At 72.0% G+C, this 25,607-nt stretch carries 22 protein-coding genes and 1 pseudogene; 7 read left to right on the top strand and 16 right to left on the bottom strand.

Annotation, left to right across the window (positions count from 1 at the left end; translation table 11 throughout):
* Positions 1-62 precede the first annotated feature (62 nt).
* Together DA075_RS10725 and DA075_RS10720 are read right to left on the bottom strand one after the other, a co-directional pair.
* Positions 63-1,856, bottom strand: coding sequence for an acyl-CoA dehydrogenase C-terminal domain-containing protein (locus DA075_RS10725; RefSeq protein ID WP_099953199.1), 1,794 nt, complete (start codon positions 1,854-1,856; stop codon positions 63-65).
* A gap of 220 nt (positions 1,857-2,076) precedes the next feature.
* Entirely contained in the window at positions 2,077-2,538 is a 462-nt protein-coding gene (locus DA075_RS10720; RefSeq protein WP_099953198.1) for a MerR family transcriptional regulator, read from the bottom strand.
* Between the two features lie 494 nt (positions 2,539-3,032).
* Between DA075_RS10720 and DA075_RS10715 the strand changes: the two genes are divergently transcribed.
* The 4 genes from DA075_RS10715 (at position 3,033) to DA075_RS10700 (ending at position 8,958) form a co-directional block, all read left to right on the top strand.
* Positions 3,033-6,602, top strand: a complete 3,570-nt coding sequence (locus DA075_RS10715; RefSeq protein ID WP_099953197.1) for a tetratricopeptide repeat protein — start codon at positions 3,033-3,035, stop codon at positions 6,600-6,602.
* Positions 6,603-6,733: 131 nt separating this feature from the next.
* Positions 6,734-7,657 (top strand): sulfite exporter TauE/SafE family protein, encoded by a 924-nt coding sequence (locus DA075_RS10710; RefSeq protein WP_099953196.1) that lies wholly within the window; start codon positions 6,734-6,736, stop codon positions 7,655-7,657.
* A complete protein-coding gene (locus tag DA075_RS10705) occupies positions 7,657-8,517 on the top strand; it encodes a TIGR02186 family protein (RefSeq protein WP_244936559.1) in 861 nt (286 codons plus the stop codon). The genes DA075_RS10710 and DA075_RS10705 overlap by 1 nt, the downstream gene beginning before the upstream one ends.
* Positions 8,518-8,958 carry a DUF3429 domain-containing protein gene (locus DA075_RS10700; protein WP_099953195.1) on the top strand — a complete coding sequence of 147 codons (441 nt, stop codon included), beginning with the start codon at positions 8,518-8,520 and terminating at the stop codon, positions 8,956-8,958.
* Positions 8,959-9,066: 108 nt separating this feature from the next.
* Here DA075_RS10700 and pdeM read toward each other — a convergent pair whose 3' ends face one another.
* Both pdeM and DA075_RS10690 read right to left on the bottom strand, forming a co-directional pair.
* Positions 9,067-9,780: a ligase-associated DNA damage response endonuclease PdeM gene (gene pdeM, locus DA075_RS10695; RefSeq protein ID WP_099956531.1), complete on the bottom strand. Its 714-nt coding sequence runs from the start codon at positions 9,778-9,780 to the stop codon at positions 9,067-9,069.
* A 50-nt stretch (positions 9,781-9,830) separates the two neighbouring features.
* A complete protein-coding gene (locus tag DA075_RS10690; protein WP_099956530.1) occupies positions 9,831-12,317 on the bottom strand; it encodes a ligase-associated DNA damage response DEXH box helicase in 2,487 nt (828 codons plus the stop codon).
* 165 nt (positions 12,318-12,482) lie between these two features.
* On the opposite strand from DA075_RS10690, the gene arfB reads away from it, so the two are divergent.
* Positions 12,483-12,908 (top strand): alternative ribosome rescue aminoacyl-tRNA hydrolase ArfB, encoded by a 426-nt coding sequence (arfB, locus tag DA075_RS10685; protein ID WP_048453789.1) that lies wholly within the window; start codon positions 12,483-12,485, stop codon positions 12,906-12,908.
* Between the two features lie 45 nt (positions 12,909-12,953).
* Here arfB and DA075_RS10680 read toward each other — a convergent pair whose 3' ends face one another.
* Positions 12,954-13,904, bottom strand: coding sequence for a cyclase family protein (locus DA075_RS10680; protein ID WP_099953194.1), 951 nt, complete (start codon positions 13,902-13,904; stop codon positions 12,954-12,956).
* 165 nt (positions 13,905-14,069) lie between these two features.
* Positions 14,070-14,732 (bottom strand): L,D-transpeptidase, encoded by a 663-nt coding sequence (locus tag DA075_RS10675; RefSeq protein WP_099953193.1) that lies wholly within the window; start codon positions 14,730-14,732, stop codon positions 14,070-14,072.
* Between the two features lie 101 nt (positions 14,733-14,833).
* Here DA075_RS10675 and DA075_RS10670 point away from each other — a divergent pair, with 101 nt between their 5' ends.
* Both DA075_RS10670 and DA075_RS10665 read left to right on the top strand, forming a co-directional pair.
* The gene (locus tag DA075_RS10670; RefSeq protein ID WP_099953192.1) at positions 14,834-15,745 is read left to right on the top strand and encodes a LysR family transcriptional regulator; all 912 of its coding nucleotides are present in this window, start codon (positions 14,834-14,836) and stop codon (positions 15,743-15,745) included.
* 260 nt (positions 15,746-16,005) lie between these two features.
* Positions 16,006-17,226, top strand: a complete 1,221-nt coding sequence (locus tag DA075_RS10665; RefSeq protein WP_164712292.1) for a GGDEF domain-containing protein — start codon at positions 16,006-16,008, stop codon at positions 17,224-17,226.
* Here DA075_RS10665 and DA075_RS10660 read toward each other — a convergent pair.
* From DA075_RS10660 to DA075_RS10610, 10 genes and pseudogenes are all read right to left on the bottom strand, one after another.
* Positions 17,205-17,573, bottom strand: a complete 369-nt coding sequence (locus DA075_RS10660; protein WP_099953190.1) for a hypothetical protein — start codon at positions 17,571-17,573, stop codon at positions 17,205-17,207. The genes DA075_RS10665 and DA075_RS10660 overlap by 22 nt on opposite strands.
* Entirely contained in the window at positions 17,554-18,255 is a 702-nt protein-coding gene (locus tag DA075_RS10655; RefSeq protein WP_099953189.1) for a hypothetical protein, read from the bottom strand. The genes DA075_RS10660 and DA075_RS10655 overlap by 20 nt, the downstream gene beginning before the upstream one ends.
* Positions 18,252-19,415, bottom strand: a complete 1,164-nt coding sequence (gene pqqE / locus DA075_RS10650; protein WP_099953188.1) for a pyrroloquinoline quinone biosynthesis protein PqqE — start codon at positions 19,413-19,415, stop codon at positions 18,252-18,254. The genes DA075_RS10655 and pqqE overlap by 4 nt, the downstream gene beginning before the upstream one ends.
* 20 nt (positions 19,416-19,435) lie before the next feature.
* Positions 19,436-20,517 (bottom strand): annotated as a pseudogene (gene pqqC / locus DA075_RS10640) (pyrroloquinoline-quinone synthase PqqC).
* Positions 20,518-20,687: 170 nt separating this feature from the next.
* The gene (pqqB, locus tag DA075_RS10635) at positions 20,688-21,587 is read right to left on the bottom strand and encodes a pyrroloquinoline quinone biosynthesis protein PqqB (protein ID WP_099953185.1); all 900 of its coding nucleotides are present in this window, start codon (positions 21,585-21,587) and stop codon (positions 20,688-20,690) included.
* 20 nt (positions 21,588-21,607) lie between these two features.
* Positions 21,608-21,697 (bottom strand): pyrroloquinoline quinone precursor peptide PqqA, encoded by a 90-nt coding sequence (pqqA, locus tag DA075_RS38370; RefSeq protein WP_099953184.1) that lies wholly within the window; start codon positions 21,695-21,697, stop codon positions 21,608-21,610.
* A 117-nt stretch (positions 21,698-21,814) separates the two neighbouring features.
* Positions 21,815-21,904: a pyrroloquinoline quinone precursor peptide PqqA gene (gene pqqA, locus DA075_RS10625; RefSeq protein WP_048426854.1), complete on the bottom strand. Its 90-nt coding sequence runs from the start codon at positions 21,902-21,904 to the stop codon at positions 21,815-21,817.
* A 220-nt stretch (positions 21,905-22,124) separates the two neighbouring features.
* A complete protein-coding gene (locus DA075_RS10620) occupies positions 22,125-22,829 on the bottom strand; it encodes a response regulator transcription factor (RefSeq protein ID WP_099956529.1) in 705 nt (234 codons plus the stop codon).
* Between the two features lie 22 nt (positions 22,830-22,851).
* On the bottom strand, positions 22,852-24,444 hold the full coding sequence (locus DA075_RS10615) for a sensor histidine kinase (protein ID WP_099953183.1): 1,593 nt from the start codon (positions 24,442-24,444) through the stop codon (positions 22,852-22,854).
* A 150-nt stretch (positions 24,445-24,594) separates the two neighbouring features.
* Positions 24,595-25,557, bottom strand: coding sequence for an NAD(P)H-binding protein (locus DA075_RS10610; RefSeq protein WP_099953182.1), 963 nt, complete (start codon positions 25,555-25,557; stop codon positions 24,595-24,597).
* Positions 25,558-25,607 lie beyond the last annotated feature (50 nt).

The raw sequence follows: 25,607 nt of genomic DNA, 5'->3' as shown, positions 1-25,607 counted from the left end.
GCCGCAGGCACGTCGGGCCGTCCCGGTCGGGGACCGGGACGGCGTTCAGGCATCGGGTAAGGCTAGAACAGCTCCGCCGGCACCGCCATGACGGCGTCGGACCCGGCCGAGATCCGGGCCAGCCGGGTGCCGGTCTCCGGCAGGACGCGCTCGACGTAGAACCGGCCGGTGGCGAGCCGGGCGTCGAGGCGCTCGGCGATGCCGTCGCCGGACCGCTTCTTCTCGGCCGTGGCCTTGGCGATCCGGCCCCACATATAGCCCAGGGCGACGAGGCCCATCAGGTGCATGTAGTCGGTCGCCGCCGCGCCCGCATTGTCGGGCTTGGCCATGGCGTTCTGCATCAGCCACATCGTCGCCTGCTGCAGGTGGCCGAGGCTCTTCATCAGGGGAGCGCAGAAGACCTTGAGGCTCTCGTCCTCGGCGTTCTCCTTGCAGAAGCCCTCGACCTCGGCGAGGAAGCGCATCATCGCCCGGCCGCCGTCACGCGGCAATTTCCGGCCGACCAAGTCCATCGCCTGGATGCCGTTGGCGCCCTCGTAGATCTGGGCGATGCGGGCGTCGCGCACGAATTGCGACATCCCCCATTCCTCGATGTAGCCGTGGCCGCCGAACATCTGCTGGGCATCGACCGCGTTGGCGAAGCCCCGGTCGGTCAGCACGCCCTTCACCACCGGGGTGAGCAGGCCCATGTGGTCCTCCGCCGCCTGGCGGGCAGCCGGGTCCTCGGAGCGGTGGGCGATGTCGGCCTGGAGCGCGGTCCAGATCACGAGCGCCCGGGCGGCCTCGTTGAAGGCGCGGATGGTGAGCAGCGTCCGCCGCACGTCCGGATGGACGATGATCGGGTCTGCGGGCTTCTCGGGCGCCTTGGCGCCGGTGAGCGCCCGGCCCTGGAGCCGGTCGCGGGCATAGGCGACGGCGTTCTGGTAGGCCACCTCGGACTGGCCGAGGCCCTGGATGCCGACGGCGAGGCGGGCCTCGTTCATCATCACGAACATCGCGTTGAGGCCGCGATTGGCCTCGCCGACGAGCCAGCCGGTGGCTCCGTCGTAGTTCATCACGCAGGTGGCGTTGCCGTGGATGCCCATCTTGTGCTCGATGGCGCCGCAGGACACGCCGTTGCGGGCCCCCACCGTCCCGTCCGGCCCGACCAGGAACTTCGGCACCACGAAGAGCGAGATGCCCTTGGTGCCCGCCGGCGCGCCCTCGATCCGGGCGAGCACCAGGTGGATGATGTTCTCCGACAGGTCGTGCTCGCCGGCCGAGATGAAGATCTTGGTGCCGGTGAGCGCATAGGAGCCGTCGCCGTTCGGGACCGCCTTGGTCTTGAGCAGGCCGAGATCCGTGCCGCAATGCGGCTCGGTCAGGTTCATCGTGCCGGTCCAGATGCCCTCGATCATCTTGGGCAGGTAGGTCCGCTTCTGCTCCTCGGAGCCGTGGACCAGCAGGGCCGCCATCGCGCCCTGGGTCAGGCCCGGATACATCCCGAGCGCGGTGTTGGCGCCGGAGACGAATTCCTGCATCACGCTGTTGAGGGTGTGGGGCAGGCCCTGGCCGCCATACTCGGCCGGCATCGACAGGCCCATCCAGCCGCCGCCCGCATAGGCGTCGTAGCCGGCCTTGAAGCCCTTGGGCGTCGTCACGCTGCCGTCCGGATGGCGGGTGCAGCCCTCGAGGTCGCCGACGCGGTTGAGCGGCGCCAGCACCTCCTCGCAAAGCTTCGCGCCCTCGGCGATCACCGCCTCGACCACGTCGGGCGTCGCCTCGGCGAAGCCGGGCAGGTTGCTGTAGCGCGCGATCCCGAACACGTCGTTGAGGAGGAACAGCACGTCCTCCACCGGCGCCTTGTAGCTCGGCATGTTTCCCCCGCTCCCACGATCCGTTCCAGATCCGTCCGCGGCGTCTCCCGCGGCGAGATAGTTCATATGTAAACTATCTGGGCATGGAACGGCAAGGGGGATGCCGGGCGCCACCGGGCCCTGACCGTAATAAGGTTGACCGTCTCAATCCGGGCGGCGCCCGCCCCCGCAGGGCGCCGCCAGAACAATTATCGCTCTTCGCCGCGGGTTTTAAAAAGCCTCAGGCGCTCGCGACGGGCTTGCCGTAGCCCCGCAGCGCCTCGAGCGCCCGCTCGATCTCCGCCTTCTGGTTCTCCAGATGGGTGATCTGCTCGGCGACCTGGGCCGGGGACAGGGCGAGGGTCGCGCCGGTGCCGGCCTCGGCGAGCTCGTCGCCGTCGACCATCGCGGCGATCTCCCGCAGGGTGAAGCCGAGCTCCTTGCCGCGCAGGATGGTGGCGAGGCGCGAGCGGTCGTCCTCGGTGTAGAGCCGGGTCGTGCCGCGGCGCTGGGGATGCAGGAGACCCTTCGCCTCATAGAAGCGCAGCGCCCGCAATGTTACGCCGAACTCCTCGGCGAGGTCGCCGATGGTGAGCGTCGCCGGTGCCGTCGAGCGGCCGGACGGCCGGCCGGGGCGAGACGCCGACCCGCTGGAGCGGGCGGGCGCTCCTCTGCTGCTCTCGGTCTGCCGATCATAAGCCATGCCGATTCCCCCGTTGAGACACGCGCACTGTCCATGCCAGCGGCGCCCCGTGGACGCCCTGTGACACAAAGAAGGTCAAATGACCTACCTAAGGGAAAGGTAACGTCAACTTGAGCGTGTGTTACTTACGGTAAAAAACGTTCCACTTCAAGCCCTTATGCGGGAAATCACATTACCGTTACAGGCGTAAGGCGTGGCACTTGAGGCGTCAAATGCCCGCACGGCTTGCGTAAGCTCGCCCAGAGGTTGTGAACACAAATCGTCCATCATTCAGTTGCGCATGCATCCATCGCCGCCACCCTGCCAAGCTCAAACGGACGTAGGGTCGGCGCTTAACGGCTTGTTTACCGTGCCGCTCGAAAGTGCGGGCGGAAACCTCATCAGGCTGCTGCCGCTGACCGGATCTTCAGGATCGAGCGGGGGCTCGAGGTTTCTGCCGGTGATGAACCGGTGCCTACCCGCGAGATCCTCCGACCCCTTGCGCAGAGCCCGCTATGAGACGGACCGCTCCCACACTCGATGCATTCGATCCGGAGCTACGCGAGGCCGCCCGCGAGGCTGCCCGCCGCGCCGGATTGTCGGTCGACGAGTGGCTGGCCGAGGCGATCAGCGAGGGCTCGGCCCGAGCGGGTGTGCGCCAGCAGACGCGCCGCGCCGCCGGTCCCCGTCGCACACGGCATGATGGTTTCCAGGCACAGGGCTTCCCGGATCCCGGGAGCGAGGGCCGGCGGCCGGACCGGAACCGGCCGCACGAGGCGCCCCGGGCGCAGCGGGCGCGCCACGCAGGGGTGCCGGCATCCGAGCCCCCCCTTCTCCAATCCTCGCCGGTCCAAGCCTCCTCGGTCCAAGCCTCCTCGGTCCAAACCTCCTCGGTCCAGGCCTCGCCGGCCCTGGCCGCGCCGGTCTCGGCTGCCGCGAGCCCGTCAGCCCCGCCGCCGACCGTCGATGCCCAGCTGATCGAGGCTGTCGCCGCGATCGGCCGTCGCCTCGACGCGATCGACCGTCGCATCAGCGAGAGCCGCGAGGCTGCCGCCGAAGCCCTCGCCAAGACCGTGCAGGATCCGAAGGCGACCCCCGGCAAGGTGGCGCAGGGTGACGAGGCCCGCGCCGCCGAGCACGAGCCCATCCCGCATGAGGGTGCGGCGCGGCCGGCCGGCCGCCGCGCCCGCCCGGCGCCCAACAGCCTCGCCGCCGCCGTGGCGGAGATCCGCCAGCGCCAGCAGCAGCTCGACGGCGGCCAACCCGAGGCGGATCAGGAGATCCTGGTCGACGGCCTGCGGCGGGACCTGGCCCGGGTGATGGAGACGGCCGAGGCCGCCGCCGACAAGCTCTCTCCGGCGATCGCCGGGCTGCAGGCCGAGACCTCGCGCCTGCGCGAATCGATCGGCACGCTCGCCACGAGCGGCGACCTCATGACCCTGGAGCAGGCGGTCCGCACGCTGTCCGACGAGGTGCAGCGGGCCCGCGACCCGGCCGATCTCGTCGCCGTCGCCGGACCGATCGACCTGATGCGGGTCCAGGTCGGCCGCCTCGCGGAGGACGTGGCCGCCAACGTGCACGCCCGGGTGGCGCAGGATGTGGAGCGCCTGGCGCAGCAGGTGGGCGGAGCCCTCGACGGGACGGCGGGGGCCGACCGGGCCGGGCTCGCCGACCGTGACGCGATCGCCAAGCTGTTCGGCGAGCTCGAGGAGATCCGCGGCCGGCTCGCGGCCCTCGCCGAGCCGGCCCGGGTGCAGAACCTCGCCCGGTCGGTCGACGAACTCACCGAGACCGTGACCCGGCTCGGCAACGGCATGCTCGACAGCCCGGCCCTGATGAACGAGCTGCGGCCTCTCCTGGAGGAGATCCGCGAGGGCGTTCGCGCCCCGGGCGCCGACGCCCCCGCCCTGGCTCAGGGCATCGCCGATCTCGACCGCAAGCTCGACGACCTGCGCGCCGAACGGCGCGAGCGGCCGGACGCCGCCGGCGACATCCTCGGCCGCATCGATGCCCTGTCGGCCAAGGTCGACCAGGTCGCGGCGGTCAGCACCGTCGGCGACGTGATGGACCGGCTGGAGCAGATCGGCGAGGCCCTGCGCCAGCCGGCGCTGCCGAGCAGCGACCTCGCGTCGATCCACGGCATGCTGCGCAGCCTCGCCGACAAGCTCGACCGGGTCGGGCAGGGGGCGGGTGGCGAGACCCTGGACGGCCTCGAGCGCCAAGTCCTGGCGCTGGCGAGCCGCATCGACACCCGCGGCAGCGATCCGGCCCTGGCGGGTCTGGAGCGTACCATGGGCGACCTCCTGGCCCAGGTCGCGCTCCTGCGCGACGAGGCGCCGATCCAGGCCGCGGCGGAGCGCGCCGCCCGCAGCGTCGCCGATTCGATCGGGGCCGAGCGCAAGGGCGCGGAATCCGAGGGCCTGGGCGGGCTGCAGGCCGTCCTGGCCGACATGCGGGCGCAGCAGGCGGCCTCCGACAAGCGCCTCCAGGCGACCATGGAGGGCGTGCATTCCGCCCTCGAGCAGCTGGTCGCCCGGCTGACCCATCTCGACGGCGACCGCCGGAGCGAGGCGGCTCCGGCCGCTGCGGCGCCCCGCACCGCCCGGACCCTGCGCGATTCCTTGCGCGAGACCACCGCCCCGGTGCCGGAGCCGCGTCCGGCCCGGCGGCCCGAGGCGCCCCGGGCCGGGCCGCCGAGCCCGGCCGACGAGATGATCGAGCCCGGCGCGCTCCGTCCGCGCCAGGCGCGTGCCGAGGTCGCCCCCGCGCCGGAGCCGCCGGCCGGCGACATCAAGGCGAGCTTCATCGCGGCGGCCCGCCGCGCCGCCCAGGCCGCAGCGGCCGAGGCCGCCGGCACCGGCCAGGCCGCCCCCACCGCCGAGCGCGACGTCGAGGCCCGGGGCAGCCTGGTCGAGCGGCTGCGGGCCGCGATCGAGCGCCGCCGCCGGCCGCTGCTCCTCGGCATCGCGGCGATCGTGCTGGCGCTCGGCACGCTGCAGGCGCTTCAGAGCGCGCGGACCAGCGCCCCGACCGTCTCCCGCGAGGCCACGGCGCCGGTCGATCCGGCGACGACCCAGGCCACCGGCGCGTCAGCTCTTCCCAAGGGCACGCCCCCGGTCGTGGCGCCCGCGGCGACGGCGTCGGCCGACGCGAAGCCGGCCGAGGCCAAGGGCCCCGAGACCAAGGGCCCCGAGACCAAGATGTCCGATATCAAGGCCGCGGAGGCGAAGCCGTCCCCTGCCAAGCCCGAATCGTCTCTCCAGAAGGGTGTGGAGACCGGTCCCTCGGAGACTGCCAAGCCCGCCCTCGCGGCCCGGCCGGCGACGCCGCGGGTGACCGACATGGCGTCCCTGAGCCACGATCTCGCCGGCATTCCGGCGGGCGCCGCGTCCTTGCGGCAGGCGGCCCTGGAGGGCGACGGCGCCGCGATCTACGAGCTCGCCAGCCGGGCCGTCGACGGCCGCGGCCTGCCGCGGGATACCGCGCTCGCCGCCAAGCTGTTCGACCGCCTGGCCGGGGCCGGCTACGCCCCGGCGCAGTACCGCCTCGGCAGCCAGTACGAGAAGGGCCTCGGCCTGGTCCGCGACCAGGACAAGGCGCGGCTCTGGTACGGCCGCGCGGCGATCCAGGGCCATGTCCGGGCGATGCACAACCTCGCGGTGATGCTGGCCGAGTCCGGCGCCGCCGGCGGCAAGCCCGACTACACGTCCGCGGCGACCTGGTTCCGCAAAGCCGCCGAATACGGGGTGCGCGACAGCCAGTACAACCTCGCGGTCCTGCTCGCCCGGGGCCTCGGCGTCACCCAGGATCTGTCGCAGGCCTATGGCTGGTTCGCGGCGGCCGCCGCGCAGGGCGACGACGATGCCGGCCGCAAGCGCGACGAGGTGGCGGCCAAGCTGGCGCCGAAGGATCTGGCCGCGGCCCGCAGCGCGGCCGAGGCCTGGAAGGCGAAGGTCCCCGACCCGGCGGTGAACGATCCGCCGGCCGCCCGCGTCGAGACCGCGGCGGCCCCGGGTGCCATGTCGCTGATCGGGGCGCCGCCGCCCCTGAGCGTCGGCAAGGGGATGGGCACCGGCAAGGTGTAGGCGCGGGCTCGACGGATGGCGGGCGCGGACCGGGCACGGTCCGCGCCCGTTTCGCCTTTGGCGCCCGCGGTTTCCCCTCCGGCGCAACATGCTCTAGAGCGGGGATCCCCGCTCCCCGGACTCTTCCGTCGTTGCAGATCTACCTTCCGATCGCCGAGATGCCGGTCAGCGTCCTGCTCCTCATCGGGCTCGGCGCGGCGGTCGGCTTCGTCTCGGGGCTGTTCGGTATCGGCGGCGGCTTCCTGATGACGCCGATCCTGATCGTGATGGGAATCCCGCCGGCCATCGCCGTCGCGACCCAGACCGCCCCGATCGCCGCCTCCTCGGCCACCAGCGTCCTGGCGGCGCTCCGGCGCAACGCCCTCGACCTGCGCCTCGGCCTCGTCCTGGTGCTGGGCGGCTTCGCCGGCACCAGCCTCGGCGTCTGGTTCTTCGCCGCCATGCGGCGGGCCGGGCAGCTCGATCTCGTCATCACGGTCGCCTACGTCACCTTGTTCACGGTCGTGGGCGGGCTGATGCTGTCGGATTCCGTGCGCAGCGCCTGGGCGCGCCACCGCGGCCGGCCCCGCCCCGCGCGGCTCGGCGGCGACCACGCCGCCTACATGGCCTGGCCGCTGCGGATGCGGTTTCCCCGCTCGCGCCTCTATGCCAGCGTGATCCCGATCCTCGGCCTCGCTTCGTTCGTGGGCTTCGCGGGCGCCGTCCTCGGCATCGGCGGCGGCTTCATCCTGGTCCCGGCGCTCCTCTACCTGATGCGGGTGCCGACCGGGGTGGTGGTCGGCACCTCGCAGTTCCAGATCGTCTGCACCAGCGTCGTCGCGCTGGTGCTGCACGCGGTGCAGAACCAGGCGGTCGACATCGTGCTGGCGGTGATCCTGATCGTCGGCGGGGTGTTCGGGGCGCAGTTCGGGGCGCGGGCCGGGCGCAACCTGCGCTCGGAGTACTTTCGATTTCTCCTCGCCATCCTGGTCCTGGCCGTGGGCCTGCGCTTCGCGGTCGAGCTGGGCTTGCGGCCCGAGGAGCCGTTCTCGATCGTGGTCCAGGAGGCGCGCTGATGCGCGCCGTCCCTGCCCAAGCCGGCGCGCTGATGCGCGCCGTCCCTGCCCAAGCCGGCGCGCCGATGCGCGCCGTCGCTGCCCATGCCGGCGCGCCGACGCGCGCCCTGCTCGCTTTTCTCCTCTTCTGTACGGCTGTCGAACCGGGACAGGCGGAATCCCTGGTGGTCAGCCTGTCCTTCAGCCGGCTCGCCGTCACCTCGACCTATGCGGGGACCTCGGTCGCGGTGTTCGGCGCCATCGAGCGCGACGGGCAGGCGGGGGCGCGCTCCGGCGGCTACGACGTGGCGGTGACGATCCGGGGTCCGCGCCAGGCCCTCACCGTGCGCGAGAAGGAGGCGCTCGGGCCGGTCTGGGTCAATCGCGGGCAGCAGAAATTCGCCGAGGTGCCGAGCTTCCTGGCGGTCCTGTCCTCCCGCCCCCTGGCGCAGATCGCCGACGAGGCGACGCGGCGGCGCCTGCGGCTCGGACTCGGCGCCATCGTGGCCGCTCCCGACCTGACCCTGGCGGCCCCGGCGCCCAACGATCCCTTCCGCGAGGCCCTGCTGCGCCTGCGCCGGCGCGAGCGCCTGTTCACCGAGGCCGAGGCGGGGGTGCGGTTCCTGTCGCCCACGGTCTTCCGCGCGACCGCGCCGCTGCCCGCGACCGCGCCGGTCGGTCCTTACGACGTCGAGGTGGTGCTGCTCGCCGGCGGCGTGCCGCTCGCGCGGCACGAGGCGCGGTTCGACCTCGTCAAGTCGGGCATCGAGCAGGGCATCGCGACGTTGGCCCGCGACTGGTCGCTGGCCTACGGGCTTGCCGCCGGCGCGCTGGCACTCATCTCCGGCTGGCTCGCCAGCGTGATCTTCCGGAGAGACTGAATGCCCCGCACCCCATCCCTTGCCGCCCTGGTCCTCGGCGGCGCGGGATTGATCCCGTTCCTGGGCCTCGGCGCCCTGGTGATCCTCGGCCAGTCGCTCTTCGGCTTGGCGCCGCGCCCGCTCCTTGCGGCCTATGGCGCCGTCATCGCGTCGTTCCTCGGCGGCCTGCGCTGGGGCGCGGCCGCCGCCTCGCCGGAGGGGAAGGCCGTCGACTACGCCGTCTCGGTCGTGCCGTCGCTCATCGCCTGGGCGGCCCTGTTCGCCCCCGCGCCCTGGGATCTGCGGGCGCTCGGCGCCCTGGTCCTGGCCTGGGGCCTCGTCGACCAGGACCTGCCGCGGCGCGGGCTGGTACCGGCGTGGCTCGGCCGGTTGCGGATGGTCTTGTCGGGGGTGGCCGGCTTGGCGTTGTTGGCGGCGGGGTTTTTGGGACCTGTTTCGTAGTGATCCGGCAACCGGCTCCTCGACATCAGTCGCGGGATTCCCTCTCCCACTGGGGAGAGGGGACGCGCTTGACTTGGAGACGAGGCGGAATTTGTAGGACGGCGGCCCTCACTCCCGCGTCAGCATCGTGCGGGCGATCGCAAAAACCCGCCCATCCCCGATCAGATGCGCGGTGAAGCCGCCTGGAAACAGCTCGTCGAAGGTCTTGTCCCGCACGTTGAGCCCGCCGGTCAGCGAACCGAAGGCCGGCATCACCAGACGGGTGCCGTCGAGGACGAAGCAGCGCCGGCGCACGGCGCGGCCGCGCATCGCCACCTTGCCGACCGGGTGGAAGTGGCCGGCGACCTCGCCGGTCTCAGGGCTCGCGGCGGGCTCGTGCCGGAGCGTCAGTCCGCCGACCGTCAGCGTGTCGGCGAAGCGGCCGCCGATGCCGTCCTGCACCGCCCGGTCGTGGTTGCCGGAGATCCAGACCCAGTCGCGGCCCTCCTGCAGGGCGGCGATCAAGGCGCGGTCGGCCACGTCGAGGCGGCCGGGCCCCTGCGCGTCGTGGAAGGAATCGCCGAGGCACACGACACATGTCGGATCGAGGCGGGCCACCGCCTCGTGCAAGGACGCCAGCGTCTCCCGGGTGTCGTAGGGCGGCAGGAACTGGCCCGAGCGGGCAGCGTACGCCGAGCCCTTCTCCAGGTGCAGGTCGGAGACCACCAGCATGCGGTGCTCCGGTAGCCACAATCCGCCGCTGAGATCGAGGGCGAGGGTCTCTCCGGCGAGCGTCACGCCGGGGGTCTTGTGGGTCTTCTCGAGCTTCAGCGGCAGCGCCACGGTGTCGTCGTCCTTCTGAGGAAGCGGGGCGCCCTCCGGTCCGTCATGAATCACGCCAGCGCCTCGCCGAGCAGAGCCGCCTCGGCCTCGGCCAGGATCTCGTCCGCGCCCTCGCCGTAGACCCGCTCGCGCCCGATCTCGAGCATCACGTTCACGGCGAGCGGCGACACCCGGTCGAGGGACTTGTGAATGATTCGCCCCTGAATGCGCGCAAGCATCACGCCGAGGCGGGCCACGTCGAGGAGTCCGGTTGCCGCATCCTGGCGCGCCGCCCGCAGCAACAGGTGGCCGGGCTGGTGCTTGCGCAGGACGTCGTAGATCAGGTCGGTCGAGATCGTGACCTGGCGCCCGGTCTTGCGCTGGCCCGGATGGCGCCGCTCGATCAGCCCGGCGATCACCGCGCATTGCCGGAAGGTGCGCTTCATCATCGCGGATTCGTCGAGCCATTCCTCCAGGTCGTCGCCGAGCATGTCCTGCGCGAACAGCCCGTCGAGGAAGCCGGGCTCGCGGGCGATGCGCTCCGAGAGGTCGCGGATGCAGAAGACCGCGAGGCCGTAATCGTTGGCCGCGAAGCCCAAGGGCCGCATCCCGGCCCGCTCCAGCCGCCGTGTCAGCAGCATGCCGAGCGTCTGGTGGGCGAGCCGCCCCTCGAACGGGAAGCAGGCGAGGTAATGGCGGTTCGCCCGCGGAAACGTCTCGACCAGGAGGTCGCGGGGGCCCGGCAGCACGGAGCGGCGGCGCTGCTGCACCAGGTAGTCGGCCACCTGCGCCGGCAGCCGGTCCCACTCGAACGGGTCGGCGATCAGCGCCCGCACCCGGGCGGCGAGGAAGGTCGAGAGCGGGAATTTCGAGCCGGCATAGCTCGGGATCGCCGGGTCGGTGCCGGGGGGGCCGCGGGTCACCAGGGCCTCGTCCTCGTGCAGGCCCTCGAAGCGCAGGATCTCGCCGGCGAACAGGAAGGTGTCGCCGACCGTCAGGGTCTCGGCGAAATCCTCCTCGATCTCGCCGAGCACCTTTCCGCCCGCCGGCAGCACGCTGCCGGGCTTGGTGCGGTTGCGCCGGGCGAGCCGCACCTTGACCTTGGTCGATTCGATGATCGTGCCGACATTCATCCGGTATTGCTGCGCGGTGCGGGCGTCGCGCACCCGCCACAGCCCGTCCGGCCCGCGCAGGATCTTGGCGAAGCGCTCATAGGCCCGCAGCGCGTAGCCGCCGGTGGCGACGTAGTCGAGGACGAGGAGGAAGTCGTCCCTGGTCAGGTCCGCGTAGGGAGACGCCGCCCGCACCTCGTCGTAGAGGTCGTCCTCGCCGAAGGGACCGGCGCAGGCCATGCCGAGCACGTGCTGGGCCAGCACGTCGAGGGCGCCGATGCGCGGATCGGGCGTGTCCTGCGCCGCCTCCTCGACGGCGTCGAGGGCGGCGCGGCATTCCAGCATCTCGAAGCGGTTGGCCGGCACCAGATAGGCCTTCGAGGGCTCGTCCATGCGATGGTTGGCCCGGCCGATCCGCTGCATGATCCGGCTCGCCCCCTTGGGCGCCCCGATATTGATCACGAGGTCGACGTCGCCCCAGTCGATGCCGAGATCGAGGGTCGCGGTGCAGACCACGGCGCGAAGCACGCCGGCCGCCATCGCGGCCTCGACCTTCCGGCGCTGGGTGGCGTCGAGGGAGCCGTGATGGAGCGCGATCGGAAGGCCGTCGTCATTGAGGTTCCAGAGTTCCTGGAACGTGTACTCGGCCTGAAGCCGTGTGTTGACGAAGACCAGGACCAGCTTGTGCTGCCGGATCAGGTCGTAGACCGCCGGCATCGATTGCCACGCCGTGTGCCCGGCGAGCGGCAGGGTGCGGCCGGTCTCGAGCATCCGCAGGTCGGCCCGGGCGCCGCCCTGGACGGTGATGAGGTCGGCCATCGCGGGGTCCGGAACCTGCGGCACCAGGTAGCGCCTGAGCGCATCGGGCTCGCGCACCGTCGCCGAGAGGCCGGTCATGGCGAGGCCGGGCGCCAGCCGGTGCAGGCGGGCGAGGCCGAGGCTGAGGAGGTCGCCGCGCTTCGAGGTGACGAGCGCGTGCAACTCGTCGAGGACCACGCGCTTGAGGCCGCGGAAGAGCTCCGCCGCCTCGCGGTGGGCGATCAGCAGGGCCAGCTGCTCGGGGGTGGTGAGCAGGATGTGCGGCGGGCGGGCGACCTGACGGCTGCGCTTGTGCGACGGGGTGTCGCCTGTGCGGGTCTCGATCCGGATCGTCTGTTCGAGCCCGAGGCCTACGACCGGCGCGTCGAGGTTGCGGGCGATGTCGACGGCCAGCGCCTTGAGCGGCGAGATGTAGAGGGTGTGCAGGCCCCCCTTGCGGCTTCCTTGGCCGCTGCCCTCGGCCAGCTCGACCAGGGTGGGGAGGAAGCCCGCCAGCGTCTTGCCGGCCCCGGTCGGCGCCACCAGCAGGGCCGAGCGCCCGGCTTGCGCCGCCGCCAGCAGGGCGAGCTGGTGCGGCCGCGGCGCCCAGCCGCGCTCCGCGAACCAGGCGGCGAAGGCGGCCGGCAGGGCGGGGAGCGGCGCGGGACCGGCCTCCTCGGGCGAGGGCTGCTTGCGGGACGATGGCTTGGAGAATGTCTTGGGCACCGGTGAGATGTAGCGCGCGCGCCGGTTTCGTGGGATGGCGGCGGCGTCGAACGAACGTCTCGCACATGGTTCTCGGGAGCGCCGGTCGTGGGTCTCGAATGCACGCCCTGGATCACCCTCGACGAATCCGAGCTGGAGGAGAGCTTCGTGCGCGCCTCCGGCCCGGGGGGCCAGAACGTCAACAAGGTCTCGTCGGCGGTGCAGCTGCGCTTCGACGTGCGGCGCTCGCCCTCCCTGCCGAACGCCGTGGCGATCCGGCTGATGAAGCTCGCCGGGCGGCGGCTCACGGCGGACGGCGTGCTGGTCATCACCGCCCAGACCCACCGCACCCAGGAGCGCAACCGCGCCGAGGCGCGGGAGCGACTGGCCGACCTCGTCCGCGAGGCCGCCGTGCCCCCGACCCCGCGCCGCCCGACCCGCCCGACCCTGGCCTCGAAGAAGCGGCGGCTGGAAGAGAAGGGCCGGCGTGGCGACGTGAAGAAGCTGAGGGGCGGCAAGCCGGGGATGGATTGACCGGGTGCGAGGCGGCCCTGCATCGTCATCCTCGCCTCCTCATCCTCACGGCCCTGCCGGCCGCATCACCCCGTCCGCGTCCCGCCGCAGGGGCGCGGGCTGCAGCGGCAGCGGCGCGCCCGGCACCGCGTCGACGCTGACGCCGTGCGGCCAGCTCGCCGGCGCGATGGCGACGTAGCGGGCATAGCCGCCGGTGCCGCCGAGCGGCTTGGCGAACCCGATCGCGACCAGGGCGCCGGCTTCCGGCACCTGGTCGAGGTTGGTCACGCCCTCGGCTTGCGCGAAGTTGTTGTGCATCAGCCAGGCCTCGCCCTCGAGGTTCGGCGTTGTGTCGGTGTCGAGGGGCTCGTGGCCGTGGAACAGGATCTTGCGCTCCAGGTGCAGGAACTGTAGGGCCGCGAGGCTCACCCCCGGAAACGGCTTCTGCCGGAAGCGCTCGGCCTCGGCCCAGCGCTTCGACCAGTCGGAGCGCACCATCACCACGGCGCCGGCCGGGATGCGGCCGTGCCTCTCCTCCCAGGCCGTCACGTCGGCGACCTGGAGGTGATAGCCCTCGTCGCGGGCGGTCCTTTGCGAGATGTCGATCACCGCGAGCGGGCGCAGGGTGTAGGTCGCCGGCAGGTCGCTGATCGTCGCGCCGCGCGGGTTCCAGTGCGCCGGCGGGTCGAGCTGGGTGCCGTACTGGTCGGTCGGCAGGTCGTAGGCGGTGGCGACGAAGCCGTGGGTCTCGTAGGTGAAGACGTCGCCTTCCTTGGCGAAGCCCTCCAGGGTGCGGCCGGCCCGGGCCGGCTTGAACGTGGCTCCGGCAAAGCCCGGCCAGACCGGCTGCACCGGCGCGAAGGCGTGGGTGAGGTCGATGTACTTCGCCGCGCGGAGCGTCTGGTCGTAGACCGACCAGAGGGAGAGGTCGTCCGCCCTCGCCGGCTGAGCGAGGCACCCCGCCGCCAGCGCCAGTCCCAAGAGCCGATTCATGTGCCGGTTCATGTGCCGCTTCATCACGCATCCCCGCCGACCGAGAGGCTCCCAGAGTGCCGACCTGCGGACGGGGCCGCAACCGATCGGATCGCACCGCGCGTGGGCGTTTCGCAGCTGTCCGAGCCGATGCGGACATCGCGCCGGATCGTCGCGGCGCTCACCCGCCCCGGAGAGCCGCGACGAGCGCTATGACACGGGCAGGACGACGGCGCGCGCGCCGACCGGGACGCGGCGGTAGAGGTCGATGATGTCCTGGTTCAGCAGCCGGACGCAGCCCGACGACACCATCGTGCCGATCGTCCCCGGCTCCGTCGTGCCATGAAGCCGGTACAGCGTGTCCTGCCCGTTCCGGTACAGGTAGAGCGCCCGCGGACCGAGGGGATTGCCCGGGCCGCCCGGCAGGCCGCCGGCGACCGGGCCGTAGCGCTCCGGCTCGCGCCGGATCATCGCGGGAGTCGGCGTCCAGCGCGGCCATTCGGCCTTGCGCGCGATGACCGCGTCGCCGCGAAAGTTGAAGGCCTCCACCTTGCCGACCCCCACCCCGTAGCGGATGGCGCGCCCGCCCTCGCGCACGAGGTAGGTGAAGCGGGCGGCCGGATCGACCACGATGGTCCCGGGCGGCTCCGGCGTCGCGTAGGCGACCTCCCGGCGCAGGAAGCGCGCGTCGATCTCCGAGAGGTCGACGGCCGGTACGGGGAACGGTTCGTCGTCGAGCGCCGCGTACATCGCAAGGGTGCCGGGATCGACGGGCGGGCGCCCGACGGAGACCGGGGGAAGCGCCCGATGCGCGAGGCAACCGGTGAGGAACAGGGGCGTGCTCGCGAGGAGGCTGCGGCGGGTCAGGGTCATGGCGGATGTGTCGGTTGATCCGGGAGGCCCGCAGGAAACCGCCATGCTTCCGCCCCGTCGATCGGTCATGCGGTGATCCGACCCATAACCGGATGGCATCGATGGACCTGGCTCTCGCCCTGCGCGCCTTCCAACGCACGGTCGACCGCGGCTCGATGACCGCCGCGGCGCGCGATCTCGCCGTGTCGCAACCCGCGATCAGCAAGCATCTGCGCAATCTCGAGGCCCATGTCGGCGCGCGCCTCCTGGAGCGCTCCGCGCGCCTCGTGCGGCCGACCCCGCAGGGCCAGCGGCTCTACGCGGCGTGCCAGCCGGCGATCGCGGCGATCGATGCGGCCCTGGAGGACGTGCGCGCCGAAGGGGCCCAGGTCGAGGGCCGGCTGCGCCTGCACGCGCCGTCCTGCATCGGCGTCAGGCACCTGCATCCGATCGTGGCCGACTTCCAGGCGCAGCATCCCCGGGTCACGGTCGACCTCGTGCTGGAAGAACGGGTGGTGGACCTCGTCCACGAGGATTACGACCTCGCGCTGCGCTACGGACGACCGGAGGGACAGGACCTCGTCATCCGTCGGCTCGGCTGGTCGCGCCGCATCCTGGTCGCGGCGCCGGCCTACCTGGCGCGGGCGGGCGCGATCGACACGCCCGAGCGGCTCGCCGCGAGCGACGTCGTCATGATCGCCTCGGCGGCCGTGTCGCGCACCGCATTGGCGCTTCAGCACGGCGGTCGGACGATCGATGTCCCGGTCCGTCCGGTCCTGCGCACGAACAGCGCCGAGGTGCTGGTCTCCGCCTTGCGGGACGGGCGCGGCGTCGGACCGGCGCAGCGTCTGCTGGTCGCCGAGGATCTGGCCGCGGGCCGGCTCGCACGCGTGCTGCCCGACTACGCGCTCCGCTCGACGGAAGCCTTCCTGGTCTTTCCCTCGGCCCGCCACATGCGGCCGGCCGTGCGCGCCTTCACCGACTTCGCCGTGCCCCGCATCCGTGCCGTGGACGGGATCAGCCCGACCGCCTGAGCCCGGCGCCCGGCGACCACGTCCTGCGGAGCGGACCGCCGATCGCTCCAAGTTCAGGGACGCCCATTCCATTGCGTTCGGGCGGGAGAGGCGTTGGGCGGCCCTATCCTGCCCCGTCGATGTCCCGTATTTTCCCCACGCGAAGCGTCAGGCTCATCACCGCCGGCCAGCCTCAGGCGGTGACGCGGGGAGCGGGGGATAGAACCGGTCTCTCTCCGGCATGGCGCGCAGGCACTTCACCCGCGTCGGGACGCTTCACCATGTCGCTCGATCTGCCGACGCTGTTCATCACCTCGGCCATCATCGACCTGGTGACGAGCCTGTACTTCCTGCTCGCCTGGCTGTCCCAGCGCAGCCGCCGGATCTATCTCTGGCTCGCGGCCTCGACGGGATGCGCGACGTTCGGCTGCCTCCTGTTCATGTCCCGCCAAGCCGCGCCGGACTGGGTCGCGGTGTGGCTGGCGCTGGTCTGCTTCATCCAGACCTTCGCCTTCTTCCTCGGCGCCGTGCGCACCGCCGCCCGCAAGCCGGGGCGGCCCTGGACCCTGTGGATCGGCTCCGCCCTGTGGACCGCGGCCTGCCTGGTCCCGGGCCTCTACGCCGCCGAGCAGGCCCGCAATGCCGTGGCCTCGGCCATCATCGCCGGCTACTCCTTCGCCATGTGCCTGGAATTCCTCCGGGCGGGTCGGCTCGGGCTGCGCTTCGGCCGCCTGATGGCCGGTGCGGTCCTGCTCGTCCACGCCTCGCTGTCGGTCTGGACGATCGTCTACTCGTTGATCAACCCGGCGGTGCCCGCGCCCTTGTTCGAGCCGGACCTCTGGAGCGCGATCATGCTCCTCCTCAACATGATCACCTACCTGATCATGCTGCTGGCGGTGACGACGCTGGAGCTCGACACCGAGGCGCTGCTGCAGCACCGGGCAGCCCGGACCGACTCCCTGACCGGCCTCCTGAACCGGCGCGCCTTCCTGGAGGCGGCCTCGGACCGGATCCTCCGCGGCCGGCAACCGGTCGCGCTGCTGATGCTCGACATCGACCACTTCAAGGCGATCAACGACGGCCACGGGCACGCCGCCGGGGATGCGGCCCTGCGCGCCTTCGCCGACGAGATCACCCGCCAGTTGCAGGGCAGCGGGCCGGTGCGGCGGACCGATGCCGTGGCGGCCGGGCGGCTCGGCGGCGAGGAATTCGCCTGCCTGCTGCCGTACGGCTCGCGCGACCGGGCCGCCGCCTTCGCGGAAGCGCTCCGGATCGGGGTGGCGCGGATGAGGGTGGAGGTCGAGGGCGCGACCCTGTCGTTCACGGTCAGCGCCGGCCTCGCCGTCACGGAAGCCGGCACCGAGGTCGATGCGCTGCTGCGCCAGGCCGACAAGGCCCTGTACGCGGCCAAGCATGGCGGGCGCAACCGCGTCGTCGTGGCCGGCGAGACGCCGCCGGTCCGGGCGCCTGAACCCGCCCGTCAGTTCGCCGTCGGCCGGTAGCAGCGGATCTCCGCCTCGGCCTGGGCCCGGCGCAGCTCCGACACCTTGTCGTCGAACATCTTGGTCGAGCGGAACTCGTTGGCGCGCTGGCCGATGCCCTGGCGCATGCCGAGGATGGTCGAGGCCTGGACGTACTTGTCGTAGGGCAGGATCGCCGCGATGGCGTCGATCGAGCAGGCGCATTTCGTCAGCGCCTCGCGGGTCTGGCCGTTCGCCGCCATGCAGCCGAACACGTAATCGGCCCGCGCCTCGGTCGGGTAATCGTTGTCGTCGGCGCGCGCGGGCCCGATTCCGGCTGCGACCATCGCGCCGCCCGCGATCAGCGCCTTAACCAGCATTCGGTTCATAGGTCAGCGTTTCCTGCAGCAGAATCCCGCCCTCCGGGCTCGTCGCCCGGGCGTCGATCGAGACGATCTGGCCGGGCACGGCACCGGAGACCACGAAGGTGTAGGTCAGGCTGTCGAAGCCGCGCAGGCGCTCGCGCACCGGATCGTCGACGAAGGGCCGCGCCACCACGCGCCAGCCCGGCTTCCTGCCGCCCTCCGCCTCGACCTCGGCCGGGGTCACGCTCGCGCTCTCGCGCAATGAGCGCCGGATGGCGTTCTTGATGTAGCGCGGGTTGCCCTTGAGCACCTTGGCGAGGTCGTCGAGATGGTGCTCGAGGAAGCGCACCAGCACGGGGTTGCCCGGCACGTCCTCGTAGGTCGCGGTCGGCATCCGGCGCTCGCCGGAGAACATCTCGACCCTGAGGTTGCGGTTCTCCGGGCTCGCGCCCGGCGCCACCTCCTCGCGGATGCGATCCTCGACCGGCGGACCGAAGGGCGCGCCGTCGATGCCGCTGAAGCGGGTGTAGCGGTAGCTCAGGGTCCGGCCCGGCGGGGCATTGGCGAGCTGGTTGGTCTCGAACAGGAGCGCGGCGGCGGTCGGCGGCGCGTCTGGCTGTGGCGTCGCTTGCTGTGACGTCCCCTGCGACAGGGCCGGGCCGCCGAGGAGGGCGGAGAGGACGGCAACCAGGACGAGGCGTCTCACACGGGCGCTCCCTCGGGGATGGCGGCACGGGGTGCGCCGCCGATGGTGCGATACTGGTAGTCGGGCGCGGTCTCCAGCGCCGATTCGGCGATCGCCAGCGCCTGCACCTTGCCGTGAAGGGGCGAGAGCGAGCAGGCCGGATCGGTGGCGGCGGCATCGCCGGCGAGCGCCAGGGCCTGGCAGCGGCAGCCGCCCCAATCCTTCTCGCGCCGGTCGCAGGAGCGGCAGGGCTCCTGCATCCACTCGGTGCCGCGATAGGCCCGGAAGGCCGGCGACCCGGCCCAGATCTCCGCCAGGGAATGATCCTGGACGTGCCAGAACTCCAGGCCGGGAATCGTCTCCGCGGCGTGGCAGGGCAGCACCTTGCCGGTCGGCGTGACGTTCATCAGCCGCCGGCCCCAGCCGCCGGCGCAGGCCTTGGGGTACTTGGCGTAGTAGTCCGGCACCACGAGGTCGATGACGAGCTGGCCTTTCAGCCGCTCGCGCGCCTCCTCGACGGCGCGGATCGAGCGGTCGACATCGGCCTTCGCCGGCATCAGGGCGGCGCGGTTGACGTAGGCCCAGCCGTAATACTGGGTGTGGGCGACCTCCAGGCGCTTGGCGCCGAGGCGGACGGCGAGATCGATCAGCGCCGGTACCTCGGCGATGTTGCCGCGGTGGATCACGGCATTCAGCGTCAGCGGAAGGCCGAGCGCCGTCACCCGCTCGGCGAAGGCGAATTTTTGCGGTTGCGCGTTCTTCAGGCCGCCGATGCGCTCGGCATTGGCCGCCTCGACCGCCTGGACCGAGAGCTGCACGTGATCGAGCCCGACGTCGTAGAGGGCGTCGAGCTTGTCGAGTGCGCCGGCCACCCCGGAGGTGATCAGGTTCGAGTACAGGCCGAGTTCGGCGCAGGCCCGGGTGATGGCGACGATGTCCTGCCGCGCCGTCGGCTCGCCGCCCGAGAGGTGGACGTGGAGGACGCCGAGCGCCGCCGCCTCGGCGAGCACCCGCTGCCAGGTCGCGGTGTCGAGCTCGGCCGAGCGCCGGTCGAGCTCGAGGGGGTTCGAGCAATAGGGGCAGCGCAGGGGGCAGCGATGGGTCAGCTCGGCGAGGAGCCCGATCGGGGCCGGCAGGGCAGGGGGGCTGGCAGAAGGACCAGCAGGCGTGACGGCGTTCATGACTGTCCCTCCCGGGGGCCTTACGCCGCCGGCACGGTCTCGAGCACGCGCTTGAGCAGCAGGCCGTCCAGCATGGCGATGACGTCGGGCTCGATGATGCCGCGGTCGGTCTCGTATTGCTGCGCCAGCGCCTCGGCGATGGACCGGATGCTGCGCGACCCGTCGACCAGCCCCAGCACCGCGACGGCGTTCTGGTCGAGGTCGAAGGTGCGCTCGGGGGCCAGCAGCACGTGGGCGTTGCGCACCGCGTCGAAGCGCATCCGCACCCCGCGGGGCAGGCGCGGCACGCTGTCGGGGGTCAGGCTCATGCGCCGTTCTCCACCCGCAGACCCACGCCCGGGCGCCAGGCATCCGGCGGGATCATCCCAGGGGACACGTAGGCGAAGTAGAGCGCGTCGAGCTGGGTCCACAGCACGCTGCACTTGAAGCGCAGGGCGTCGAGGGCCTGGGCCTGCTGCTCCGGCGTGACGGCGTGGCGCGTCACGTAGTCGAGGGCGAAATCGGCGTCCCGTGGCGCCTGGGTCAGGCGCTTGTCGAAATAGGCCAGGGTCTCGCGGGTGATGAAGTCGTAGTTCTTCAGCATCCCGGCGACGCGCTCCGAGATGATGGTCGGCGAGAACATCTCGGTCAGCGAGGAGGCGATGGCCTCGAGCAGCGAGCGCTCGGCGACGAAATGCACGTAGGCCTCGACCGAGAAGCGGGTCGCGGCGAGGATACCCTTTGTAGAGAGCACGTAGTCGCGCTCGAAGCCGACGCCCTCGGCGAGCTTCAGCCAGCGCTCGATGCCGCCGTCGCCCTCGTGGTCGCCGTCATGGTCGACGATGCGCTGGCGCCAGACCCGGCGAAGGCTCGCGTCCGGCAGCCGGGCCAGCAGGGTGGCGTCCTTCACAGGGATCATCGCCTGGTAATAGTAGCGGTTGAGCGCCCAGGCCCGCACCTGATCCTTGTCGAGCTTGCCGTCGTGCAGCAGGCGGTGGAACGGATGCAGGTTGTGGTAGCGCCGCGCCCCGATGTCGCGGAGCGCCGCTTCGAGCTCGGCCGGGGAGAGCAGGCGGTCCGTGGGCTCGGTCGGGCTCAGGGACAGGGCGAGGGAGGCGGTCATGGCGTCGGGCGTCCTGGCGTGTTCGGCTTCTTCGTTATCAGCGGTCCCGTGGGCGGGAGATTGACCTGCCGCAAGGCGCGGTCAAGGGCGACCAAAGTGCCTGGGGAGGCAGACCCTCGACGGGTCCGGGCCGATGAGCCGACGCCGCGACGAGAACGGGCGGGCGCCTCTCACAGCCGCAGCGCCAACCCGTCATGCGCCACGACCCACCCCGCCGCCTCGATGCCGCGGCGCTCCTCCGAGCCTTCGATCAGCACCGGATTGGTGTTGTTGATGTGCACGAAGACGCGCCGGCCGATCGGCACCTCGGCCAAGGCCGCCACCGAGCCGCCCTCGCCGGTCATCGGCAGGTGGCCCATGCGCCAGCCGGTCTTGGTGCCGACCCCGGCCCGGATCATGTCGTCGTCGGCAAGCACCGTGCCGTCGAACAGGAGCGCGTCGACCCCGGAAATTCGTTCCTTCAGGCCCTCGGTGACGCGGGCGCAGCCCGGCACGTAGGCGAGGCGCTTGCCCCCGGCCTCGATCATCGCGCCCACGGTGCTCTCGGTCTCGGCGCCGATCTCCGGCGTGCCGTCCTCCAGCCAGAGCGGCACCTTGCCGGGCACCGGGAACAGGGTCACGGAGAGCCCCGGCACCGGCGAGAAGGGCTCGTTCAGCGCGATCTCGACGCGCTCCACCAAGCCCTGCGCCATCACGTCGAAGACCCGGTTGTCGCCGATCGAGTCGAGGATGCCGCGCGTCGCGTGGAGGCGGAAGGGCTGGCCCTCGCGCAAGGTCAGGAGGCCCGCGACGTGGTCGACGTCGCCGTTGGTGAGCAGCACCGCCCGGATCGGCGAGTGGCGCAGGCCCTCCCGCGGATGCAGGGCCGGCGTGTCGAAAAGCTGCTGGCGGATGTCCGGCGAGGCGTTCACCAGGAGCCAGTGGTCGCCGTCGGCGGAGACGGCCAGGCTCGACTGGGTGCGCGGCAGAACCCGGCGGTCGCCCGCCCGGGCCATGGCGCAGATCGGGCAGCGGCAGTTCCACTGCGGCACGCCCCCGCCCGCTCCGGATCCCAGAACGATGGCGTGCATGATCCGCGGCCGATCCCGTGTCAGTGGAAGGGGTCGATCTCGGCGGATTCGTAAGAGGTGACTTCCATGCCGACGCAGATCTCGGCGACGATGGGCAGCGACCAGGTCATGCGTTCCTCCTTCGACTTCGGCGGACGGTCCGGCTCGAACGGCCGGGCTTCTTGAAAAATGTCCGTGTCGAGCGCCATCCGGCAGGAGACCGCCGGAGGCGCAAACCGTGCGAGCCCTTAGTTGAAGGGATCGATCTCGGCCGACTCGTAGCTGGTGACTTCCATGCCGACACAGACCTCGGCGACGACGGGCATCGACCACTTCATGGCGTTTCTCCTGAGGACCGGAAACCTCTAAGAGGTTCCTAAGACTTTGAGATGACAGTGTTTTCCGTCACCTCGGGATATATCGGCAATCCGCGCCCGGAGCGCAAGCGCTATTTTGCCGAATCCACGGGGCGGGCGGGAGCTGGTATTCTCAGACCGGTCTTATTGTGCATGACGGCCAAGGCTTTAGCCAATATCAATTGTGTCCAAAATAATTTCGTCACTGGCGAAACCCGGCCTCGTGCAGGTCGAGCATGAAGCCGCGGCCGCGCACGGTGACGAGGCTCGGGCCGCCGGCCCGGACGATGTCGGCGAGCTTGGTGCGCAGGTAGCCCACATAGACGTCGACTACGTTGAGGGAGAGGCCGCCCTGGCTCGCCCAGAGCCGGTCGAAGATGTCGCCCCGGGTGACCGGGCGGCTCGCCTGCTCCATCAGGATCGCCAGCAGCTCGGCCTCGCGCTGGGTCAGGCGGGCCGTGACCTCGCCGAAGCGGACCTGCCGCGTGGCGAGGTCGAGCGAGAGGCGCCCGGCGCTGACCAGGGTGCGGGATTCGCCTGTCACGCGCCGCCGCTGCAGGTGGGTGCGCAGGCGCGCGAGCAACTCGTCGAACACGAACGGCTTGACGATGTAGTCGTCGGCCCCGACCGCCAGGCCGTCGACCCGGTCGCCGACCTCGTCCTTGGCGCTCAGGAACAGGATTGCCCCCGGATAGCCGCCCTCGCGGAGCGAGCGGCAGACGTCGTGGCCCGACCCGTCCGGCAGCATGTTGTCGAGGAGCACCGCCTCGGGCACCCGCTCGCGGGCGGCGGCCAGCGCCTCGTCGACCCCGCCGGCGAGATCGACCGCGAAACCCTCGGCGGAGAGGCCCCTCGCCAGCATGGCGCGGATGTCGCCGTCATCCTCGACGATGAGCACGCTCGTCATGCGCCCCGTCCCGGTCGCCCGGTCATGCCGCATCCTCCCTCGTTTCCTCGCCGGGCAGCTCCAGGGTGACCCTGGCGCCGAAGTCCCGCCTTTCCGGATCCCCCGATTCCAGGCGGATCGCCCCATCATGGCGCTCAACGACCCAGCGCGCCAGAGCGAGCCCGATGCCGAAGCCGGCCGGAGCGGGGCCGGGACCGTCCCCGCGGCGGAAGCGCTCGAACAGGGCGTCGGCCTCTTCCGGGAAGCCCGGGCCGTCATCCGTCACCGTGACGGAGGCGCCCTTGCCGCTCGCGGCGAAGCCGACGCTTACCCGGGTCGCGCCGGCGGCGTGGCGGAGCGCGTTGTCGATCAGCCCCTCGACGATCTGGCGCAGCCACTCGGCATCGGCCGGCACCTCGACATCGGCGGCGCTCGGCTCCAGGGCCAGCGCGATGCGGCGGCGCTTGGCCTCGGGCGCACAGCTCTCCACCGCCTCGGTCAAGGTGGCGGCGAGGCTCACCGGGCGACGCTCCAGCGCGATCTGGCCGGATTCCGAGCGGGCGACCCGCAGCATGTCGCCGACCCGGCGGTGCAGCCGCAGCGCCCGCTTGCGGATGGTGGCGATCACCGGCCGGAACTGGTCCGGCGTGTCGGGCGAGCGCGCGGCGAGGTCGCATTCGCCGAGGATCACGGTCAGCGGCGTGCGCAGCTCGTGGCTGACATCGGCGAAGAAGCGCCGGCGCGAGCGGTCGATCTCCTCCAGCCGCGCATTCGCGCCGCGCAGGTCGGCGGTCGCGCGGGCGACGATCTCCTCCAGCGCCGCCCGGTCGGCGGCGACGCGGGACTCCCGCCGCTTCAGCCGCGCCGCCATCCGGTTGAAGCTCGCGACGAGCAGGCCGAGCTCGTCGCGGCTCGCGACAGTCAAGCGGGTGTCGAGCTCGCCCCGGCCGATCGCCGCGGCCCCGGCCCGGATCGCCTCGATCCGGCGCAGGATCGGCCGGGTCAGGCTCTGGTGCAGGAGGATGAGGAGCAGCACGATCAGCCCGGCCGCCGCCACCGCGACGCCGCGCATCCGGGCCGCCAGCGTCCGGACCTCCGCCGCGGAGGCCTCGACCGCCCGGCGCTCGGCCTCGACCAGGAAGGTGAGGGGCTGGCCCGTCACCGCCCCGAAGGCGTTGAGGGCGCCGCGGATCGCGTCGGCGCGCCGGCCGGGATCCGGCTCGCGCTGGATCTGCGCCACCTGCCGGTCGAGCATGGCGCGGGCGGCGCGCAGGCGGGCCAGCGGTCGGGCCCGGGCGGTGTATTGCGTGCGGTCGAGGACGCCGCCGGCCCCGGCGACCGCCCGGCTCAGGCCCTCGTCGACGGCGTTCAGCGCCCGGTCGACCTCGTTGCGGGCATTGGTCAGCCGCTCGGGCCGGCCCGGATTGTCGCTCACCGCCTCGACCGAGGCGAGGCCGAACTCGGTCAGGCGCCCGGACAGTTCGGCGATCAGCTCGAGGCGCACCTGCGCGTCGAGCGTCGCGTCGAGGGTGCGCTCGGCGGCGTGCATCGCCCCGTAGAGACTGAGCGCCGCCAGCACCACGAGGGCGGCCGCGCTCCCGACCAGCAGCCCGAACCGTACCCTGAGCGATCCCATTCCTGACCATATCCTGACGCCCTGCCGTCATCCTGCACGGGATCATGGGGGAGGGCGAGGCACCGATCGGTACGGTTGCACCCATCTCGGCCCTCCTCTCGGTCGCAACGAACCCGTGCCCCGATCATGCCGACGGGACCGGGTCTCCCTTCATCTCAAACCCTGCTCCGGCAGGCACCCCAGCCCCACGAGCGTCTCGCGCACCGCTTCGTCCAGGGGCGTGTGCGGCTCGCACCCCAGGAACGCCACCAGCCCCGCATTGCTCATCCGCAACGGCTCCCGCCACAGGTAGCGCATCTCGCGGATTTCCCGCGCCAGCGGCCAGAACGGCGCGGCGAGCGGCAGGAGCGCCCAGGGGAAGCGCCGCACCCGCACCCGGCCGCCTACCGCCCGCACGATCGCCGCGATCATCCGCCGTCCGTCCGGGTCCCAGTGCCCGTCCATGTTGAAGGTCGCGAAGTGCGGAAGCTCCGTCTCCCGCCCAGCGAGCCGCACCATGGTCTCGGCGACGTCGGGCAGGTAGGCCCATTGGTGGCCGATTCCCGGCGCGCCGGGATCGAGCACCCTGCGCACCGGACGGCCTGGCCGCACCAGGGCGGAGGAGAACCAGGAATTGGCAGTGGTGCCGGGCCCGAAGAAGTCGCCGGCCCGCACGATCAGGCTGCGCACGCCCGAATCCCGCAGGCGTTCCTCCATAGCGATGCGGATGCGGCCCTTGGCGGTCCGGGGCGTCTGGGGAGCGTCGGCGCCCGGGTTCGAGCCGGCATCGCGGCCATAGACGTAGACGTTGCCGGGCAGGATCAGGCGGGCTCCCGCGGCTTCGGCCGCCGCGATTGAGGAATCGAGCATCGGCAGCACCAGCCGGCCCCAGTCGCGGTAGCCCGGCGGGTTGACGGCGTGGACGATCAGCGACGCGCCGGCCGCCGCCGCGACCACGTCCCCGGGCACCATCGCGTCGCCCCGCATCCAGGCGAACCCATCATTCCTGCAGGCGGCGCGGCCGGGATCGCGGTGCAGGGCCCGCACCATCCAGCCCTCGGCGGCGAGACGCCGCGCCACCGCGCCGCCCACCCCGCCCGTCGCGCCCAGAACCAGGGCCGTCCTCGTCGTCATCGCGTGCTCCTCGTTCGGTGACGACGATGGTGTGCCAGGACGTCGGTACG

The sequence above is a fragment of the Methylobacterium currus genome, assembly GCF_003058325.1.
In the GTDB taxonomy this organism is placed as follows: domain Bacteria; phylum Pseudomonadota; class Alphaproteobacteria; order Rhizobiales; family Beijerinckiaceae; genus Methylobacterium; species Methylobacterium currus.
This window is presented reverse-complemented; position numbering and strand designations above follow the sequence as displayed.